Source organism: Pseudomonas sp. SLFW, assembly GCF_009905615.1.
Taxonomy (GTDB): Bacteria; Pseudomonadota; Gammaproteobacteria; order Pseudomonadales; family Pseudomonadaceae; genus Aquipseudomonas; species Aquipseudomonas bambusae.
The window spans coordinates 17,776-35,899 of the sequence record NZ_JAAAKW010000010.1 but is presented as its reverse complement, the minus strand read 5'-3'; the positions used below and the strand labels follow the sequence as shown (position 1 = coordinate 35,899).

Annotated in this window: 18 protein-coding genes; 10 read left to right on the top strand and 8 right to left on the bottom strand. The window is 61.0% G+C overall.

From position 1 onward, the window contains the following. Window positions 1-245 precede the first annotated feature (245 nt). Window positions 246-434, top strand: coding sequence for a hypothetical protein (locus GVN17_RS18100; protein ID WP_166596628.1), 189 nt, complete (start codon window positions 246-248; stop codon window positions 432-434). A gap of 211 nt (window positions 435-645) precedes the next feature. Here GVN17_RS18100 and GVN17_RS18095 read toward each other — a convergent pair whose 3' ends face one another. From GVN17_RS18095 to GVN17_RS18065, 7 genes are all read right to left on the bottom strand, one after another. After that, entirely contained in the window at window positions 646-1,188 is a 543-nt protein-coding gene (locus GVN17_RS18095; RefSeq protein WP_166596627.1) for a DUF2058 domain-containing protein, read from the bottom strand. A 26-nt stretch (window positions 1,189-1,214) separates the two neighbouring features. After that, window positions 1,215-2,048 (bottom strand): nucleoside triphosphate pyrophosphohydrolase, encoded by an 834-nt coding sequence (mazG, locus tag GVN17_RS18090; protein WP_166596626.1) that lies wholly within the window; start codon window positions 2,046-2,048, stop codon window positions 1,215-1,217. Between the two features lie 85 nt (window positions 2,049-2,133). Beyond that, entirely contained in the window at window positions 2,134-4,377 is a 2,244-nt protein-coding gene (gene relA / locus GVN17_RS18085; protein WP_166596625.1) for a GTP diphosphokinase, read from the bottom strand. Window positions 4,378-4,538: 161 nt separating this feature from the next. Beyond that, window positions 4,539-5,894 (bottom strand): 23S rRNA (uracil(1939)-C(5))-methyltransferase RlmD, encoded by a 1,356-nt coding sequence (rlmD, locus tag GVN17_RS18080; protein ID WP_166596624.1) that lies wholly within the window; start codon window positions 5,892-5,894, stop codon window positions 4,539-4,541. Next, the gene (gene cysM, locus GVN17_RS18075) at window positions 5,894-6,796 is read right to left on the bottom strand and encodes a cysteine synthase CysM (protein WP_166596623.1); all 903 of its coding nucleotides are present in this window, start codon (window positions 6,794-6,796) and stop codon (window positions 5,894-5,896) included. Before cysM ends, rlmD begins: the two co-directional genes overlap by 1 nt. A 230-nt stretch (window positions 6,797-7,026) precedes the next feature. Beyond that, window positions 7,027-8,406 carry a sensor histidine kinase gene (locus GVN17_RS18070; RefSeq protein WP_166596622.1) on the bottom strand — a complete coding sequence of 460 codons (1,380 nt, stop codon included), beginning with the start codon at window positions 8,404-8,406 and terminating at the stop codon, window positions 7,027-7,029. After that, window positions 8,399-9,130 carry a response regulator transcription factor gene (locus GVN17_RS18065; RefSeq protein WP_166596621.1) on the bottom strand — a complete coding sequence of 244 codons (732 nt, stop codon included), beginning with the start codon at window positions 9,128-9,130 and terminating at the stop codon, window positions 8,399-8,401. Before GVN17_RS18065 ends, GVN17_RS18070 begins: the two co-directional genes overlap by 8 nt. Window positions 9,131-9,368: 238 nt before the next feature. Here GVN17_RS18065 and GVN17_RS18060 point away from each other — a divergent pair, with 238 nt between their 5' ends. The 4 genes from GVN17_RS18060 to GVN17_RS18045 all read left to right on the top strand — a co-directional run bounded on the left by GVN17_RS18060 (window position 9,369) and on the right by GVN17_RS18045 (window position 14,315). After that, the gene (locus tag GVN17_RS18060) at window positions 9,369-12,122 is read left to right on the top strand and encodes an ATP-binding protein (RefSeq protein ID WP_166596620.1); all 2,754 of its coding nucleotides are present in this window, start codon (window positions 9,369-9,371) and stop codon (window positions 12,120-12,122) included. Between the two features lie 161 nt (window positions 12,123-12,283). Further along, a complete protein-coding gene (locus GVN17_RS18055) occupies window positions 12,284-13,267 on the top strand; it encodes a 2-hydroxyacid dehydrogenase (protein ID WP_166596619.1) in 984 nt (327 codons plus the stop codon). A 209-nt stretch (window positions 13,268-13,476) separates the two neighbouring features. Further along, window positions 13,477-13,914 carry a hypothetical protein gene (locus GVN17_RS18050; RefSeq protein ID WP_166596618.1) on the top strand — a complete coding sequence of 146 codons (438 nt, stop codon included), beginning with the start codon at window positions 13,477-13,479 and terminating at the stop codon, window positions 13,912-13,914. Then, window positions 13,911-14,315 carry an META domain-containing protein gene (locus GVN17_RS18045; protein WP_166596617.1) on the top strand — a complete coding sequence of 135 codons (405 nt, stop codon included), beginning with the start codon at window positions 13,911-13,913 and terminating at the stop codon, window positions 14,313-14,315. The genes GVN17_RS18050 and GVN17_RS18045 overlap by 4 nt, the downstream gene beginning before the upstream one ends. Before the next feature lie 115 nt (window positions 14,316-14,430). On the opposite strand, the gene GVN17_RS18040 is transcribed toward GVN17_RS18045, so the two are convergent. Beyond that, window positions 14,431-14,898, bottom strand: coding sequence for a TlpA disulfide reductase family protein (locus GVN17_RS18040; RefSeq protein ID WP_166596616.1), 468 nt, complete (start codon window positions 14,896-14,898; stop codon window positions 14,431-14,433). A 102-nt stretch (window positions 14,899-15,000) separates the two neighbouring features. Here GVN17_RS18040 and arsC point away from each other — a divergent pair, with 102 nt between their 5' ends. The 5 genes from arsC to GVN17_RS18015 all read left to right on the top strand — a co-directional run bounded on the left by arsC (window position 15,001) and on the right by GVN17_RS18015 (window position 18,002). After that, window positions 15,001-15,354 carry an arsenate reductase (glutaredoxin) gene (arsC, locus tag GVN17_RS18035; protein ID WP_166596615.1) on the top strand — a complete coding sequence of 118 codons (354 nt, stop codon included), beginning with the start codon at window positions 15,001-15,003 and terminating at the stop codon, window positions 15,352-15,354. Beyond that, window positions 15,351-15,956, top strand: coding sequence for an NAD(P)H:quinone oxidoreductase (gene wrbA, locus GVN17_RS18030; protein WP_166596614.1), 606 nt, complete (start codon window positions 15,351-15,353; stop codon window positions 15,954-15,956). Before arsC ends, wrbA begins: the two co-directional genes overlap by 4 nt. Beyond that, window positions 15,949-16,362: a DUF2069 domain-containing protein gene (locus GVN17_RS18025; protein ID WP_166596613.1), complete on the top strand. Its 414-nt coding sequence runs from the start codon at window positions 15,949-15,951 to the stop codon at window positions 16,360-16,362. The genes wrbA and GVN17_RS18025 overlap by 8 nt, the downstream gene beginning before the upstream one ends. Window positions 16,363-16,554: 192 nt before the next feature. Then, window positions 16,555-17,226: a DNA-3-methyladenine glycosylase I gene (locus GVN17_RS18020; protein WP_166596612.1), complete on the top strand. Its 672-nt coding sequence runs from the start codon at window positions 16,555-16,557 to the stop codon at window positions 17,224-17,226. A gap of 92 nt (window positions 17,227-17,318) precedes the next feature. Beyond that, window positions 17,319-18,002: a GntR family transcriptional regulator gene (locus GVN17_RS18015; RefSeq protein WP_166596611.1), complete on the top strand. Its 684-nt coding sequence runs from the start codon at window positions 17,319-17,321 to the stop codon at window positions 18,000-18,002. Window positions 18,003-18,124 lie beyond the last annotated feature (122 nt).

Here is an 18,124-nt window from a genome sequence, read left to right as displayed (position 1 = left end):
CGAGGCATAGCGCCGGTTTCGTGGCGTATTTTGTTCCTCAAGCCTTTATGAAAGATTCTTCATGCCCTTCAAGCGAGTGCGACAAAACGCCGCACACCCTTCAAAAACAGGCATTTGCACCACTGTTACGCAATCGGCAAATAACTCTTGCAGAAATCGCTCGTTTACTTAGCAAGCTACCCAATTCTATAAAGGAGCCACTGCGACGTCCTGCCGCAGATTTCAAAGAGTCAGGAGTTTCCGATATGACTGTAACTGTAAGTGAACGCGACGACGCCCACATTTCCCACGAAAGCATCGCTGACGGCATCCAGATCTTCGAAGTGCGCCAACAAGATCAACTGGTAGGCCTGTTCCACCACGAATCGGACGCCCAGCGTTACGCATCAGAGCTTGCAGAACAAGAAGCCAAGAAAATGGCAAGCAACACGTAGTTCAAGCAACACGTCACTACTGAATCGCATCAAAACAAAACCCGCCGAGGCGGGTTTTGTCGTTTTACAGCGATATTCAGCAACTCCGATCGCCCCTGTGGGAGCGAATTCATTCGCGATACGGTGTGACAGTCACGAAGCGACGTCGGATGTACCGGCCTCTCGCGAACGAATTTGCTTACACGTGGTTCACCGTTTACAGGTGTCCGAGTTACCACATCAGATCGTCAGGGATCTTGTACGCGGCGTACGGATCGTCGCCATCCGGCTCTTCCGTCGGCTCGCTGAGCAGCACGATACGGCGTGGATCACGCTCCTGCACTTTCAGCGCGGCCTCGCGAGGGATGACTTCATAGGTGCCGCCGTGGTGAACGATGGCCAGCGAACCGTTGCTCAGCTTGCTGCGCATCAGCGAGTTGACCGACAGGCGCTTGACCTTCTTGTCATCGACGAAGTTGTAGTAATCCTCGGTGGTCAGCTTCGGCAGACGGGTCGCCTCGATCAGCTGCTTGACCTGCGCGGTACGGGCCTTCTGCTCGGCTTTTTCCTGCTGCTGGCGATTCAGCTCCTGATCGCGCTTGGCCTTTTCGGCCATGGCGTCCTGGGCGGCGCGCTGGGCGGCATCGTCGGCAACGGCCTGGCCCTTGTGCACCAGACGTTGCTCTTTCTGCTTGTTCTTGGCGACCTGTTTGGCCTGCTTCTCGTTGACCAGACCTGCCTTGAGCAACTGGTCACGAAGGGAAATACCCGCCATTTATCTTCTCTCTCTCAATGATCGACTCAACCGCAGTTGGGCGTGTTCTTTTCCTGGCGCTTGGCTTCGCCCCAGAGCGCATCCATTTCTTCAAGGCTGCAATCTTCGATGGGGCGGCCGGTCTCGCGCAAGGCGTGTTCGATAAAACGAAAGCGCCGCTCGAACTTGCCGTTGGCGGCGCGCAGTGCATTTTCCGGATCGACCTTGAGATGGCGTGCCAGGTTGACCACCACGAACAGCAAATCGCCGATTTCCTCGTGGATGCCTGCCTGATCGTTGTCGGCCATGGCTTCAAGGACTTCCTGCAGTTCCTCGCGCACCTTGTCGACCACCGGCAGCGCTTCGGGCCAGTCGAAACCGACCTGCGACGCGCGCTTCTGCAATTTGGCAGCGCGGGACAAGGCAGGCAAAACATTCGGCACGTCGTCGAGCAACGACAACTGCTCCGGGGCCTGGGCCTTTTCGGCGCGTTCCTCGGCCTTGATCGCTTCCCAGCGGTGCTTCACCTGGTCTTCACTCAGGCGCGGCGTTTCCAGCGGCGCATACAAATCCCCGGTGGGGAATACGTGAGGGTGACGGCGAATCAGCTTGCGGGTGATGCCATCGACCACGCCGTCGAATTCGAACCGCCTTTCCTCCCGCGCCAACTGGCAGTAATACACCACCTGAAACAGCAGATCGCCCAACTCACCGCGCAGGTCATCGAAGTCACCGCGCTCGATGGCGTCGGCCACTTCGTAGGCCTCTTCGAGAGTGTGCGGCACAATGGTCGCGTAATTCTGCTTCACATCCCACGGGCAGCCGTATTGCGGATCGCGCAGGCGCGCCATGAGGTTCAGCAGATCATCCAAGGTATACATTCAAAAAATCTCTTCACTCTTAGCCGCAAGCCGCAAGCTGTACACAGACAACTTGCAGCTTGCAGCTCAAAACTCACAGCTGCTTCTAGGGCGTGCGATTACGCCGCGTCTCGATGATGTTCGGCAGCTGCGAAATCCGCCCCAACAGGCGACCCAGCGCATCCAGCCCCGGAATTTCGATGGTCAGCGACATCAGCGCGGTGTTGTCTTCCTTGTTCGAGCGGGTGTTGACCGCCAAAACGTTAATGCGCTCGTTGAGCAGCACCTGAGAGACGTCACGCAACAGGCCGGACCGGTCGTAGGCGCGGATGATGATGTCCACCGGGTAGGTGAGGACCGGCACCGGCCCCCAACTGACCTGAATGATCCGCTCAGGCTCGCGCCCGCCCAGTTGCAACACCGAGGCGCAGTCCTGACGGTGAATGCTCACGCCACGGCCTTGAGTGATGTAACCGACGATGGGATCGCCCGGCAACGGCTGGCAGCAGCCAGCCATTTGCGTCATCAGGTTGCCGACGCCCTGAATCTGAATGTCGCCGCGCTTGCCAGGCTTGTAACCGGTGGCTTTGCGCGGAATCAGCTCCAGTTGCTCGTTGCCCCGCTCTGGCTCGACCAGTTGCTGCGCCAGATTCATCAATTGCGCCAGACGCAGGTCGCCCGCCCCGAGGGCCGCGAACATGTCTTCGGCGATCTTCATGTTGGCCTTTTCCGCCAACTTGTCGAAGTCCACCTGCGGCAACGCCAGACGCGCCAGTTCGCGCTCCAGCAACACCTTGCCCGCCGCGACGTTCTGGTCGCGAGCCTGCAGTTTGAACCAGTGAACGATCTTCGCCCGTGCCCGCGAGGTTGTGATGTAGCCAAGGTTCGAGTTCAGCCAGTCGCGGCTCGGGACCCCATGCTTGCTGGTAATGATCTCGACCTGCTCGCCGGTTTGCAGGCTGTAGTTGAGCGGCACGATGCGCCCGTTGATCTTGGCGCCACGGCAGTTGTGGCCAATCTCAGTGTGCACGCGATAAGCGAAGTCCAGCGGTGTCGCGCCCTTCGGCAGGTCAATGGCGTGACCGTCCGGGGTGAACACGTACACCCGGTCCGGCTCGATATCGACGCGAAGCTGCTCGGCCAGACCGCCGATGTCGCCCAGCTCTTCATGCCACTCCAGGACCTGACGCAGCCACGAGATTTTCTCTTCGTAGTGGTTGGAGCCGGACTTGACGTCAGTGCCCTTGTACTTCCAGTGCGCGCAAACGCCCAGCTCGGCCTCTTCGTGCATGGCGTGGGTGCGGATCTGCACCTCCAGCACCTTGCCTTCCGGGCCGATCACCGCGGTGTGCAGGGAGCGATAACCGTTCTCCTTGGGGTTGGCGATGTAATCGTCGAACTCTTTGGGGATGTGCCGCCACAGCGTGTGGACGATGCCCAGCGCGGTGTAGCAGTCGCGCATTTCCGGGACCAGCACGCGTACGGCGCGAACGTCGTAGATCTGGCTGAATTCCAGACCCTTGCGCTGCATTTTTCGCCAGATCGAATAGATGTGTTTGGCCCGGCCACTGATGTCGGCCTTGACCCCGGTGGCCAGCAGTTCGTTTTCCAGCTGCGACATGACGTCGGTGATGAAGCGCTCGCGATCCAGGCGGCGTTCATGCAACAGCTTGGCGATCTGCTTGTACTGTTCCGGCTCCAGGTAGCGGAAGGACAGGTCCTCCAGCTCCCACTTGATGTGACCGATACCCAGTCGATGGGCCAGCGGTGCATAGATGTCGAAGACTTCCCGGGCGACCCGGTTGCGCTTCTCGTCGTCGGTGTTTTTCACGGCGCGAATGGCGCACGTCCGTTCAGCCAGCTTGATCAGCGCGACACGCACGTCATCGACCATCGCCACTAGCATCTTGCGCAGGTTTTCTACCTGGGCCTGCGTGCCGAGAACGAGTGATTGCCGGGGGCTGAGACTGGCGCTGATGGCGGCCATGCGCTGCACGCCGTCGATCAGCTTGGCCACCGTCGACCCGAAACGCTGGCTGACGTCGGGCAGAGGAATCTTGCCCTCGCGTACGGCGCGGTAAATCACGGCCGCAATCAGCGAGTCTTGGTCGAGCTTGAGGTCGGCCAGGATTTCAGCGATTTCCAGGCCCGTCTGAAAACTCGACGTGCCTTCCGCCCAGAGGTTCTTGGCGGCGTTGTCCTGTTGCTCGGCTTCACGGGCAAATTCACAGGCTTCCTTCAAAGCCTGTCGGTCCACTGCGAGGTCGACGCTGACCACATGATCAAGCCATGCGTCGAGGTTGATACTGCCGTCTGTGTTTATCGGCTGGTGCGCTCTCACCTGTACCATGTTGCTTACCTTCCCTAAGGCGCGATGAAATGCGCCATCAGTCGCCGGCCTTCTCAGCGCATGCTCCTTGCGGGCCTTGCAAGGTCTCGCATGCGCGGGCCAGTCGGATTAAACGAGTTTCCCTGTGAGACGTCGGCTTGCTTCCTGAAGCCCTGCTTGTCTCACTTACTCGCTTCAAATAACGCCATTGCCTCGACATGTGCTGTCTGCGGGAACATATCGAGAATTCCGGCACGTTTTAATCGGTAGCCCTGCCTGATCAATTCGACCGTGTCGCGCGCCAAAGTTGCCGGGTTGCACGACACATACACCAACCGTTCGGCCCCCAGTTTCCTGAGTTTGCCGACCACCTCGAACGCCCCGTCACGCGGGGGGTCGAGCAGGACCGCGGAAAAACCTTCCGCCGCCCACGGCGCTTTGTCCAGTGGTTGCGACAAGTCCGCCTGATAAAACTTCACGTTGTGCAAATCGTTGCTCGCCGCGTTCTCGGCAGCCCGTCGAACCATGACGTCGACCCCCTCCACCGCCACCACTTCGCGCGTGATTTGCGCCAGCGGTAGAGCGAAGTTACCAAGCCCGCAGAACAAGTCCAGCACTCGTTCATCCGAACGAGGCGCAAGCCACGAAAGCGCCTGTGCAATCATCGCTTCGTTGACCTGTGCGTTGACCTGCACGAAGTCTCCGGGCCGGTACGCCAGCTCAAGATTCCACGGCCCCAGATGAAAACCCAATTGTGCTGCCGGGTCCGCAGACTGCGGCTCGCCCTCGCCGTGCAACCAGAGTTGCGCGCCGTGGGTGTCGCAAAATGCCTTCAGGGTGTCCAGGTCCTTTTCCACCAGCGGCGCGGTGTGGCGCAACAGCACAGCGTTAGCCGAACCGCTGAACAGCTCGACATGCCCCAGCGCCTGGGGTTTGCTCAAGCTGCGCAACATGGCCGGTAACGCCGTCATGATCGGTTGCAAGGCCTGTACCAGCACCGGGCATTCGTCGATGGCGATGATGTCCTGACTTGAGGCCGCGCGGAAGCCGACCTCCAGCTGTTTACCCTTGGCGTCCCAGCGAACGGCGACGCGCGCGCGTCGACGGTAGGCGAATTCATCGCCGGTCAACGGAGCGGCCCACTCTTCGGGTTCGACGCCTGCGACCCGGCTCAGCTGCTCGGCGAGCATGCGCTGTTTCAGGGCAAGTTGTTCGTCGTGGGGCATCTGCTGCACGCTGCACCCACCGCAACGACCGAAGTGCTTGCAGGGTGCCGGGCGGCGCAACGGGCTGGCCTGAAACACGCGTTCGGTGCGCGCCTCGACCACTTTGCCGTGGGCGCCCAATACGCGCGCTTCCACCTCTTCGCCAGCCAGACTGCCCGCAACAAACCAGGTCCGGCCCTCGACGAAGCCGATGCCGCGCCCGTCGTTGGCCAGTCGTTCGATGCTCAAACGTTGCTTTTTACCGGTCGGGACCTGCGTTGTCCGGGTGCCACCACTGGGCTGGAAACGCAGGCCTGTTTCACGCTTGGCCATCAGTTGGGCGCATCGTAGACACCGGTCGACAGGTAACGGTCGCCACGGTCACAAATGATCGCGACCATGACCGCATTCTCGACTTCCTGAGACAAACGCAACATGCCCGCTACCGCGCCGCCCGAAGACACGCCGCAGAAGATGCCTTCTTCGCGGGCCAGACGACGCATCACGTCCTCGGCCTCGCTCTGGGCCATGTCCACGATGCGGTCGACACGGTCGGCCTGATAGATTTTCGGCAAATATTCATGGGGCCAGCGACGAATGCCGGGAATCGATGCGCCGTCCATGGGTTGCAGGCCGACGATCTGAATGTCCGGATTCTGTTCCTTGAGGTAACGCGAGGTGCCCATGATGGTCCCCGTGGTTCCCATGGAACTGACGAAATGGGTGATGGTGCCGCCGGTCTGCCGCCAGATTTCCGGGCCGGTGCCGACGTAGTGCGCTTCAGGATTGTCGCCGTTGGCGAACTGGTCCAGCACCTTGCCACGGCCTTCGGCCTGCATGCGCTCGGCGAGGTCGCGGGCGCCTTCCATGCCTTCTTCCTTGCTGACCAGAATCAGCTCGGCGCCATAAGCGGTCATGGCGGCCTTGCGTTCGGCGCTGGAGTTGTCCGGCATGATCAGGATCATGCGATAGCCCTTGATCGCCGCAGCCATGGCCAGGGCGATGCCGGTATTGCCGGAGGTCGCTTCGATCAGGGTATCGCCCTGGTGGATCTGACCGCGCAGCTCGGCACGGGTGATCATCGACAGCGCCGGACGGTCCTTCACGGAACCGGCCGGATTATTGCCTTCGAGCTTGAGCAGCAACGTGTTGCTGGTGTTCCCGGCCATGCGTTGCAGACGCACCAGCGGGGTGTTGCCGACGCAATCGGCGATGGTTTGATACTGCAGGGTCATGGCGTGTTCGAGGTCCAGACGTGCGGGGGTCGCCTATCATACCGGCAATCGCCCCAAGCCCATATCACGCAAAGTGAGTGGGATATAACCAAAGGGCATAAAGCAGGCCCCGGTGTTTGAGCTTGATCGCAAATTCCCCTGTAGGAGCGAATTCATTCGCGAAGCGGCTGCCCAAGCAACACCTGTCCATCGCCTGATCCATTTTTCGCGAATGAATTCGCTCCTACAGGTCAGGTGACGAGCTCTGTTTCTTTGGCAGGCAAGCGCATGATCATCCGCAACCCCCTCTGGGTGTTCTCGGCCCACATGTCACCGCCCTGCAAGCGCAAGGAATTGCGGGCGATGCTCAACCCCAACCCAAACCCTCCATCCCCGGGCCGGGCGCCATCGAGGCGGATGAACGGCGCAAAGATGCGCTCAAGGTCGCTTTCGTCCACCCCGCCGCCCTGATCCTCCAGCCACAACAGCCAGTCCTCGCCCTCCCGACGCCCACCCAAGCGCACGATGCCGTCGGAGGGTGAATGACGAATCGCGTTGCGCAGGATATTTTCCAGCGCCTGCGCCAAGGTATTGAGATGACCCCGGACCCAGCAGTCGCTGTCCAGATCGCAGACAAACTGCCGCGAAGGCCAGCAGCTTTCGAAACCGGCGTTGTCCACCAGCATGTCCCACAGCGCCAGCATCTGAATGTCTTCGTCGGGCAGCTTTTCTCGCTCGGCATCGAGCCAGGCCAGATGCAGGGTGTCGTCCACCAACCGACGCATGCCGTCGACTTCCCGGCTCAAGCGTTCGCGCAGCTCCGGCAGACTCTGCTCACTGTCACAGGCCACTCTCAATCGGCTCAGCGGTGTGCGCAGTTCATGGGACAGGTCGCGGAGCAACTGCTGCTGAATCTGCACTGTCGATTGCAGGCGGGCGGCCATATGATCAAAGGCACGGTTGAGTTCGCCCAATTCGTCCTGCCGGGAGGTCATCTGTGGCGACAGGCGATTGGACAGACGGTCCGCCCGCCACGCATTGGCCTGCTCTCGCAGCTGGTTGAGCGGGCGGATGAGCAATCGGTACAGCCCGATGCACAGCAGCAAGGTGAACAACGCCGGAATCACGACATTGGTCAGCATCTGCCAGACCAGCGCATAACGCCCTGGCTTGAAGCGTTCCGGCAGTTCGATGATCAGGCTGCCGACGCCGGGGTCATTGGGAAAGGGGATCTTCAGCCAGGGGGTATTTTTTTGTCGGCGACTCATGGGCCAGTCGACGCCGCGCATGAAGGTCAGGCGCTGCATCTGGTTGTCGTCGAGAGGGATGCTGCTCAGCGATTGCAGGTCGTGGCCGATGACGCCCACCCAGCCGGGCTCATGGCGCCGGAGTTCACGCAGCCAGTCATCGATGCCCTTCTCGTTGCCCACCACCCATGCTTGTTCCGCTTCGGCGGCATAACCGTTGAGTACGCGTCGGGCTTCAGGGGAAAGAAAGGCATTCTGGGTTTCGACATAACGCCCCCAATACCAACTGAGCCAGATCATCAGCAGGCAAAAACCCACCAGCAGAAAGGCCAGTTTCCAGAACAGCGAATGCCTGCCCGGCAAACGGGAACGACGATCAGGCATCCGCTTCCGCCGCCGTCAGCACGTAGCCCTTGCCCCACACCGTGCGCACCTGATGCGCTTCGTAGCCAATCGCCTTGAGCTTGCGACGGATCTGGCTGACGTGCATGTCGAGGCTGCGGTCATGCTGGGAATACCCGCGCTGCAACACATGTTGATAAAGGAAGGGTTTGCTCAGTACGTCCTCGGGGTTGCGCCACAGGGTTTCCAGCAGGCGGTATTCGCTGCGGGTCAACTGCGCGGCCTTGCGACCGAAGGTGACATCGCACAGGCCCTCGTCGAACGTCAGTTCATTGATGCTCAGTGCCACCGGTACGTCGATCACGGTGTTGAAACGGCGCTCCAGTTCAACCCGCCGCAGGATGGCTTCGATGCGCACCCGCAGCTCATCGACGCTGAACGGTTTGGGCAGGTAATCGTCGGCGCCATGGCGAAAGCCGGTGATGCGGTCCGCTTCAGCGCCCAACGCCGACATCAGGATGATGGGCGTCGCATGGCGACGACGCAGGTGAATGAGGATGTCCAACCCGTTCATGCCTGGCAGCAAAATATCCATCAGCACCACGTCGAAGACCTGTTTCTGCGCACGTTCGAGCCCTTCCGAGCCGTTCTGGCACCAGGTGACGTGAAAGCCGCAACGGTCCAGTTGATCATGGACGAACGCGCCGAGCACGGGATCGTCTTCAATGGCGAGTATGCTCGGTCGGTGGATGCTGGCGGGATTCATTGGCGTCTGCGATTGATTCTCAAGGCGGCGATTATTGGTGATTGCGCGCTGGTCGGCAATGGCGACTGATCGGAGATGTGCGTAGGAGCGTTCTGTATTGACCATTTAGCCGGGAAGGCCCGCGCGCAAGTGGCTACACTGCGCAGATTACCCAAGGTCGAAAGGCAACCCTGGCGCAGGTCTTGCTGCAATCACGCGCAAGACGTGGGCATATGAACGAGATTGCCGGAGAAAAAGTGTGCTGAACAAACTGGGCATCAAAGGCCGCGTATTGCTGCTGACCCTGCTGCCGACGTGCCTCATGGCGGCGTTGTTGGGGGGCTATTTCACCTGGATGCAGCTCTCGGAACTGCAAACCCAGCTGCTCAAGCGCGGTGAAATGATCGCCAACGAGTTGGCCCCGCTGTCAGCGGCGGCCTTGGCTGCGGCGGACAAACCGATGCTGGAGCGCATCGCCGGTCAGGTACTGGAACAGGCTGACGTTCGCGCCGTGTCCTTTCTCGACGCTGACCGCGCCATGCTCGCCCATGCCGGTCCGACCATGATCAACCAGCCACCCATCGGCAACAGCACCCACATGCTGCAGCGGTCCGACAACGACGCCACGCGCTACCTGATGCCGGTGTTCGGTCGCAGCCGCCACTTGACCGGCGAGGTCATTCCCGACGAGGCCGACCGCCTGCTGGGCTGGGTCGAACTGGAGCTGTCCCACAACGGCACCTTGCTGCGCGGCTACCGAAGCCTGTTCGCCAGCCTGCTGCTGATTGGCGCCGGTCTGGGTCTCACCGCCATGCTCGCGCTGCGCATGAGCCGCACCATCAACGCCCCCATCGCGCAGATCAAGCACGTGGTCGCGCAATTAAAGGACGGCAATCTGGAAGCGCGACTGCCGCCCATGGGCAGCAACGAACTGGACGAACTCGGCTCGGGCATCAACCGCATGGCCGCGACGTTGCAAAACGCCCAGGAAGAATTGCAACACAGCATCGAACAGGCCACGGAAGACGTGCGCCAGAATCTGGAGACCATCGAAATCCAGAACATCGAGCTGGACCTGGCGCGCAAGGAAGCCCTTGAAGCGAGCCGTATCAAATCTGAATTCCTGGCCAACATGAGCCACGAAATCCGCACGCCGCTCAATGGCATCCTCGGCTTCACGCACCTGCTGCAAAAAAGCGAGATGACGCCACGTCAGTACGATTACCTGGGCACCATCGAAAAATCCGCCGACAACCTGCTGAGCATCATCAACGAAATCCTCGATTTCTCGAAGATCGAGGCGGGCAAGCTGGTGCTCGACGCGATCCCGTTCAACCTGCGGGATCTGTTGCAGGACACGCTGACCATCCTCGCCCCCGCCGCCCACGCCAAACAGCTGGAGCTGGTGAGTCTGGTGTACCGCGACACACCGCTGTCGCTGGTGGGTGACCCGCTGCGGCTCAAGCAAATCCTGACCAACCTGGTGAGCAACGCCATCAAGTTCACCCGGGAGGGCACCATCGTCGCCCGCGCCATGCTGGAGGACGAGCAGGACGATAAGGTGCAACTGCGCATCAGCGTCCAAGACACCGGCATCGGCCTTTCGAATCAGGACGTGCGGGCGCTGTTTCAAGCCTTCAGCCAAGCCGACAATTCTCTGTCCCGGCATTCGGGCGGCACTGGCTTGGGCCTGGTGATTTCCAAGCGTCTGATCGAGCAGATGGGCGGCGAAATCGGCGTGGAAAGCACCCCCGGAGAGGGCTCGGAATTCTGGATCAGCCTGACCCTGCCAAAAACCCGCGACGACCTCGAAGACCTGCCCGCCCCACCGCTGATCGGTCGCCGGGCGGCGGTGCTCGAACATCACGACCTGGCGCGTCAGGCCCTGGAACACCAGTTGGAAGACTGTGGCCTGCAACCCATGGTGTTCAACAATCTGGAAAACCTCATCAACGGCGTCACCGTGGTGCATCAAACACCCCACGCCATCGAAATGGCGGTGCTCGGCGTGACCGCCCATGAGCTGCCGCCCGAGCGCCTGCGTCAGCAAATCTGGGACCTGGAAAACCTCGACTGCAAAGTGCTGGTGCTGTGCCCGACCACCGAGCAGGCGCTGTATCAGGTGTCGGTGCCGGACCCTTACAGCCAACTGCAGGCCAAACCGGCGTGTACCCGCAAACTGCGGCGCGCCCTGTCGGAGCTGGTCAGCCCGAAACAGCTGCGCACCGAAGTGCCCGAGCCGGTGTCCAGCCGCCCGCCACGTATCCTCTGCGTGGACGACAACCCTGCCAACCTGTTGCTGGTGCAAACCCTGCTCGAAGACATGGGGGCCAAGGTGCTGGCGGTGGACAGCGGCTATGCAGCGGTTCAGGCGGTGCAAGACGAAACGTTCGATCTGGTGCTGATGGACGTGCAGATGCCGGGCATGGACGGTCGCCAGGCGACCGAAGCGATTCGCGGCTGGGAAACCGAGCGCCAGATTACCTCGCTGCCCATCGTCGCCCTCACTGCCCACGCCATGGCCAACGAAAAACGTGCGCTCTTGCAAAGCGGCATGGACGATTACCTGACCAAACCGATCAGCGAGCGGCAACTGGCTCAGGTGGTGTTGAAGTGGACCGGTCTGGCCCTGCGCAATCAAGCGCCGGAACGTCATCATGAAATCAGCCACGGCAGCCTGAACATGCAGGTGCTGGATCATGAGGAAGGCTTACGGCTGGCGGCGGGCAAGGCCGATCTGGCTGCGGACATGCTGGCGATGTTGCTGGCTTCGCTGAACACCGACCGTGAAGCCATTCGCTCGGCCCGCGAAGCGAACGATCATATCGCGTTGATCGAGCGCGTCCATCGTCTGCACGGCGCGACCCGTTACTGCGGCGTGCCGCAACTGCGGGCCGCCTGCCAACGCAGCGAAACCCTGCTCAAACAGGATTCGCCGGACAGCGACAAAGCGCTGGACGAGCTGGAAAAGGCAATCACACGGCTGGAGATCGAAGCGCGGGTGAGTGCTTGATGTGGGTCAATTGCCTATAAGCAGTGTCACTGTAGGAGTGAGCTTGCTCGCGATGGCCATCTCTCAGTGACAGCGTTGTAGACTGACAAACCCTTATCGCGAGCAAGCTCACTCCTACAGGGGTGCAGTGTCAGTCATGAACTCCGTTGGAAGGAACCCCCATGCGCACCCTCCTCTACAGCAGCCAGACCTACGACCGCGACAGCTTCCTCGCCGCAAAAAACCCAGGGGGCATCGACCTGCACTTCCAGCCCGCACGCCTGACGCTTGACACCGTGGCACTGGCCAGCGGTTACCCGGTGGTGTGCGCTTTCATCAATGACGACCTGAGCACGCCAGTCCTTGAATGTCTGGCCGAAAGTGGCACGAAGCTGATTGCCTTGCGCTCAGCGGGTTTCAACCACGTCGACCTGCCGACCGCCCGGCGTCTGGGCATCAGCGTCGTGCGCGTACCGGCCTACTCGCCCCATGCGGTGGCGGAGCATGCCGTGGCGTTGATTCTGGCGCTGAATCGCCAGCTGCATCGCGCCTACAACCGCACCCGCGATGGCGACTTCACCCTGCACGGCCTCACCGGGTTCGATCTGGTGGGCAAGACGGTGGGCGTGGTCGGCACCGGGCAGATCGGCGCCACGTTTGCGAAGATCATGGCAGGGTTCGGCTGCCAACTGCTGGCCTATGATCCCTTTCCCAATCCGCAGGTCGAAGCGCTCGGTGCACGCTATTTGCCGCTGGATGAACTGCTCGCCCACGCGCAGATCATCAGCCTGCATTGCCCGCTCAACGAACACACCCGGCATGTGATCAACGAGGCATCGCTGTCGCAAATGCAGCGTGGCGCGATGTTGATCAACACCGGGCGCGGCGCGCTGGTCGACACCCCGGCGCTGATCGGCGCGCTGAAATCCGGTCAGCTGGGTTATCTGGGGCTGGACGTCTATGAAGAAGAGGCGCAGCTGTTTTTCGAGGACCGTTCGGACTTGCCGTTGCAGGACGATGTTTTGGCGCGGTTGCTGACATTCCCCAATGTGGTGATCACCGCCCATCAGGCTTTCCTGACCCGCGAGGCGCTCGGCGCGATTGCGCGGACGACGCTGGAGAACATTGCGGGCTGGGCGAGTGGCAGTCCGCAGAATCTGGTCTGAACGCCGATCACCCTGTGGGAGCCAATTCATTCGCGAAGCGGACGGACAGACGGCACATCTCTATCCCTGATCCATCCTTCGTCGGTATGCCGCCCAGAATAAATTCGCTCCCACAGGTCATGAGTCACCCTTGCGCTGCGCTCGGCCGTCGCCCGGCGCGGGCAGTTCAGTTCTAAAGTGTTAGCATGCGCGCCTATTTGGAGACCCCCATGGCCGAACACGATTTTCGCTACAGCATGCTGACCCCGCACCACACCCTGATCGAATGCCGCAGCCTGGCGATCGGTCGCTACCAAGTGACCGGCAACGGTGGCTCGATCAAGCACGACGACGTGCTGCTCGTCACCGTCAAAGGCAGCAAAGACCTCTACATGCGCCTGAACGTCGAAAAAGTCCGTCACCTGATCAACCCGCCCGGCCAGTGGGTCGCGGTGGCCAACGGCCCGGCGTTCACCGAGCTGGCAATCCACCAGTGGAAGGTCAACTGCAACGGCTGTGGCAAGGAGCAGGACATCGAGTTCATGGTCGACGCCAAAGAAGGCAAGAAAGCACTGAAGCCCGCTGCCACCGCGCGCATCGCCGATCTGGGTTGGAAGACCGTCGGCGAGAACCACCTGTGCCCGGCCTGCGCCAAGAACGCTGCATGAAAACGCTCTGGCTGACCCTGATGGCCGCGACCTTGCTGTCGGGTTGCGCCGCCGACACCGACGCCCTCAAGCGTAACCACGGATACGTGCTGGAGTGGATCGGGGAACGTCCATTGATCGATAGCAGCCACCTGACCATGACCTTGGGCAAGGATGGCCGGGCGTATGGCAATGCGGGCTGCAATCACTGGTTCGCCGGGTATCGGCTGGAGGGCGACACGATCACCTTCGGCCCGGTCGGCAGCACCCACAAACTCTGCGCCCCGGCGTTGATGGAGCAGGAACACCGGTTCCTCGAAGCGTTGGGCAAGGTTCAGCATTGGGACGTGTCGGAGGTTGAGCAGCTGGAGCTGTGGCCTGCCGAGGGTTTGCCGTTGCGGTTCTGGCTGGAAGATAACTGACTTCCGACTGTAGGAGTGAGCTTGCTCGCGATTACGTTTTTTCTGTGACGAACGCAGCGCCTGACACAGCGCTATCGCGAGCAAGCTCACTCCTACAGGTAATCTGCAGCAGCTATCAACCCTTCCCTTTCAACTCCGCCAGCTTCTGCGTCACGCCCGCCGCCGTCTGTTCGCCCATCAACTGCTCACGCACCTTGCCCTTGTCGTCGATGATGTAAGTCACCGGCAGCGCTTCGCTTTTGGGGATGTCGTATTGCTCGGCCGGGTCTTGGGCGAGCACGGTGAATTTGATCCCCAACGCGTTGGCCGCGTTTTTCAGGTCTTCACCCTGCAGATTGTCGAAGTTGACCCCGAAGACGCTGACGTTCTGCCCTTTCAACTGCTCGGACAGTGCGTTCAGTTCCGGAATTTCCGTGCGGCAAGGGCCACACCATTCAGCCCAGTAATTGACTACCAGCCAGTGCTTGTCGATTCGATCACTGGCGACTTTCTGACCGTTCTGATCAGTGCCCAGGTCCACGCCGCACCCGCTGAGCAACACACTCCCGATAAGCGCTACCGCTGCTGCCAACCGCCTTGCCATGATGCTTGTTCCTTTCGTTGAAAACGCGATGCGGACCTGATGTTGGTCTTTACCGAGACGCCTGTAGAATACCCGCCACCCCACGAAAGATGCGACCCGCAAATGACCGATCTGACGCTTTATCACAACCCGCGCTGCTCCAAATCACGTGGCGCGCTGGAATTGCTCGAAGAACGCGGCCTGACGCCGACCGTCGTGCGCTACCTCGAAACCCCGCCAAGCGCCGCGCAATTGCGTGATCTGCTGGGCAAGCTGGGCATCCATGCCCGCGCCCTGCTGCGCACCGGCGAAGACGAATACAAAACCCTGAACCTGGCTGACAGCAGCTTGAGCGACGACGGACTGATCGACGCCATGGCCGCCCATCCGAAGCTGATCGAACGGCCAATCCTGATTGCAGGCGACAAGGCTGTGATCGGCCGTCCGCCAGAGAAGATCCTGGAGCTGCTGCCGTGAGCGCGCCCTACATTCTGGTGCTGTTTTACAGCCGCAACGGCTCGACCAGTGAAATGGCGCGGCAGATTGCCCGGGGTATCGAGATGGGCGGGATGGAGGCGCGGTTGCGCACCGTCCCGGCGATTTCCACCGAATGCGAAGCCGTGGCGCCAAGCATTCCAGAGACCGGCGCGCTGTACGCGACCCTCGATGATTTGAAGAACTGCTCGGGCCTGGCGCTGGGCAGTCCGACCCGCTTTGGCAACATGGCGGCGCCGCTGAAATACTTCCTCGATGGCACCAGCAACCTGTGGCTGACCGGCGCGTTAGTCGGCAAACCGGCGAGTGTGTTCACATCGACCGCCAGCCTGCACGGCGGCCAGGAAACCACGCTGATGTCGATGCTGCTGCCGTTGCTGCACCACGGCATGCTGGTCACCGGTCTGCCCTACAGTGAAGCAGCGCTGATCGAAACCAGCGGCGGCGGCACGCCGTACGGCGCCAGCCATCACGCGGGGGCCGACGGCAAGCGTCCGCTGGATCAGCACGAGACCACGCTGTGTCGCGCGCTGGGTCAGCGTCTGGCCAAGACCGCGCTGTTGCTGGAACCTTCCCGTGGCTAAAAAGCCCAAAGTGCTGCCCCTGCTGGACTGGCTGGAACCTCGGGTTCGCTGGAGCCGGGTGGCGGCGCTGTCGTGCTTTTTGGGACTGATCGCGTTGCTGGGCGTTTATTACCTGGTCATTGCCGACCTGCATGGCGCGCGGCCTTGGGTGATTCTCGCGATTGAACTGGTGCCTCTGATTCTGTTGGCGCCCGGCATGTTCGTCGGCAGCCCTCGGGGGCATTCGTGGGCCTGTTTCGTGGTGAACCTGTATTTCATCAAAGGCGCACTGGCCGCGTTCGATCCCAATCGTGCCGGGTTCGGTGTGTTGGAAATGCTCGCCAGCCTCGCCGTGTTCACCAGCGCGTTGCTGTATGCGCGCTGGCGGTTTCAACTCAACCGCAAATTATCCGGCGAAGGCGCATGACGCAGAGCGCCACCTGTAGGAGCTGGCTTGTCCTGCGATCGGCGGGGAACCCGTCGTAAAAGGTGGGCACACGGTTTGCCTGATACACCGAGGTGCTTGATCTTACGACGACTGCGTCGCCGGTCGCAGGACAAGCCAGCTCCTACAACGGATCTAATTCGTCCGCATTTACGTAATTGGTTTGGAGAGGGCATGCAAGATTACAAATGGCTCAATGAATACTGCCTCAACCGCTTTGGTTCCGCCGCCGCGCTCGAAGCGCACCTGCCCACCCCCGCTACCCCGAAGAAGCTCAAGGCCATCAGCGACGACCGCTACCTGTCGACCATGGCCCTGCGCGTCTTTCGTGCGGGCTTGAAGCACAGTCTGGTGGATGCCAAATGGCCCGCGTTCGAGCAGGTGTTCTTTGGTTTCGATCCGGAGAAAGTCGTGCTGATGGGCGCCGATCACCTGGAGCGGCTGATGCAGGATGCGCGGATCATTCGCCACCTCGGCAAGCTCAAGAGCGTGCCGCGCAATGCCCAACTGATCCTCGATATCGCCAAGGAACACGGCGGCTTCGGCCACTTCATCGCCGAGTGGCCGGTGACGGACATCGTCGGCCTGTGGCGTTACCTGGCCAAACACGGCAACCAGATGGGCGGGCTGTCGGCGCCGCGTTTCCTGCGGATGGTCGGCAAGGACACCTTCATCCCCAGCGAGGATGTGGTGGCAGCGCTCAATGCACAGAAGATCGTCGATAAAGTGCCCAGTAGCCAGCGCGATCAGGCGGCGGTGCAGGCGGCGTTCAATCAGTGGCACGCCGAAAGTGGCCGCCCGCTGTGCCAGTTGTCGATGATGTTGTCGTATACCGCCAACCACTGATCTTTTTTTCGTGCGCGGCACGCAGACACAGCGCGACACAAATCGGACGTCGTATACAATATCCGACATTCGCCATTGCCTGAGTCTCTCGCGTGCCTTTCCTTCTTTCTGACGCCCCTAACCTCGGCGTTGCGCCCTCCGCGTCCGAGGTCATCGCCACGTTCCTGCGCGAGTCGATCATTTCCGGCCAGTTCGCCGAGGACGAGCCGATCCGTCAGGACGACATCGCCCGCGTGTTCAACGTCAGCAAGATCCCGGTCCGGGAAGCGCTGAAACGCCTTGAAGCCGAAGGCCTGGTGCAGTTCCAGCGCAACAAGGGCGCGGTGGTCACGCGGATTTCCGAGCCGGAACTGGCGCAGATTTTCGAAGTGCGGGTATTGCTGGAAGTGCAGGCGATTCGTCTCGCGGTGCCAAGGCTGACCCAGGCGCAGATCGACCGCGCCAGCGCCATCTGCGACGAGTTCGTGGGTGACGATGACATCGGGCGTTGGGCCGAGCTGAACTGGGCGTTTCACACCTGCCTGTACGAAGCGGCACAACGGCCGTTTCTGCTGAACATGATTCGCTCGATTCACGACAAGGTCGAACGCTACCTGCGTGTGCAGATGAGCTTTGACGAAGGCAAGGAGCGGGCCGATCTGGAGCACCGGGAAATCCTCAAGGCCTGTGCCGAACGAGACGTGGACAAGGCGGCCGAGTTGATCGAGCACCACATCATTGGCGTATGTCGCACCCTCTACGCTCACTTGCCCAATGCCGTGCTCAGCGAAATCTGACACCCGCGACTGTGCCGATTTCGTCATTTCACGGGACGAAATCGGTCAAGACCCTTGCCTGTATTCCCGCCAATCTGATTGACAACGAACTCGACATTGATCTGAGGCGCGGCCACTGATCT

Excerpts from the sequence above, each read along its gene's own strand:
- mazG (WP_166596626.1), bottom strand. The coding sequence starts at position 2,048 with ATGTATACCTTGGATGATCTGCTGAACCTCATGGCGCGCCTGCGCGAT.
- arsC (WP_166596615.1), top strand. The coding sequence starts at position 15,001 with ATGACCGATCTGACGCTTTATCACAACCCGCGCTGCTCCAAATCACGT.
- rlmD (WP_166596624.1), bottom strand. The coding sequence starts at position 5,894 with ATGGCCAAGCGTGAAACAGGCCTGCGTTTCCAGCCCAGTGGTGGCACC.
- GVN17_RS18055 (WP_166596619.1), top strand. The coding sequence starts at position 12,284 with ATGCGCACCCTCCTCTACAGCAGCCAGACCTACGACCGCGACAGCTTC.
- cysM (WP_166596623.1), bottom strand. The coding sequence starts at position 6,796 with ATGACCCTGCAGTATCAAACCATCGCCGATTGCGTCGGCAACACCCCG.
- GVN17_RS18100 (WP_166596628.1), top strand. The coding sequence starts at position 246 with ATGACTGTAACTGTAAGTGAACGCGACGACGCCCACATTTCCCACGAA.
- GVN17_RS18065 (WP_166596621.1), bottom strand. The coding sequence starts at position 9,130 with ATGAATCCCGCCAGCATCCACCGACCGAGCATACTCGCCATTGAAGAC.
- GVN17_RS18095 (WP_166596627.1), bottom strand. The coding sequence starts at position 1,188 with ATGGCGGGTATTTCCCTTCGTGACCAGTTGCTCAAGGCAGGTCTGGTC.
- GVN17_RS18070 (WP_166596622.1), bottom strand. The coding sequence starts at position 8,406 with ATGCCTGATCGTCGTTCCCGTTTGCCGGGCAGGCATTCGCTGTTCTGG.
- GVN17_RS18040 (WP_166596616.1), bottom strand. The coding sequence starts at position 14,898 with ATGGCAAGGCGGTTGGCAGCAGCGGTAGCGCTTATCGGGAGTGTGTTG.
- GVN17_RS18050 (WP_166596618.1), top strand. The coding sequence starts at position 13,477 with ATGGCCGAACACGATTTTCGCTACAGCATGCTGACCCCGCACCACACC.
- GVN17_RS18045 (WP_166596617.1), top strand. The coding sequence starts at position 13,911 with ATGAAAACGCTCTGGCTGACCCTGATGGCCGCGACCTTGCTGTCGGGT.
- GVN17_RS18020 (WP_166596612.1), top strand. The coding sequence starts at position 16,555 with ATGCAAGATTACAAATGGCTCAATGAATACTGCCTCAACCGCTTTGGT.
- relA (WP_166596625.1), bottom strand. The coding sequence starts at position 4,377 with ATGGTACAGGTGAGAGCGCACCAGCCGATAAACACAGACGGCAGTATC.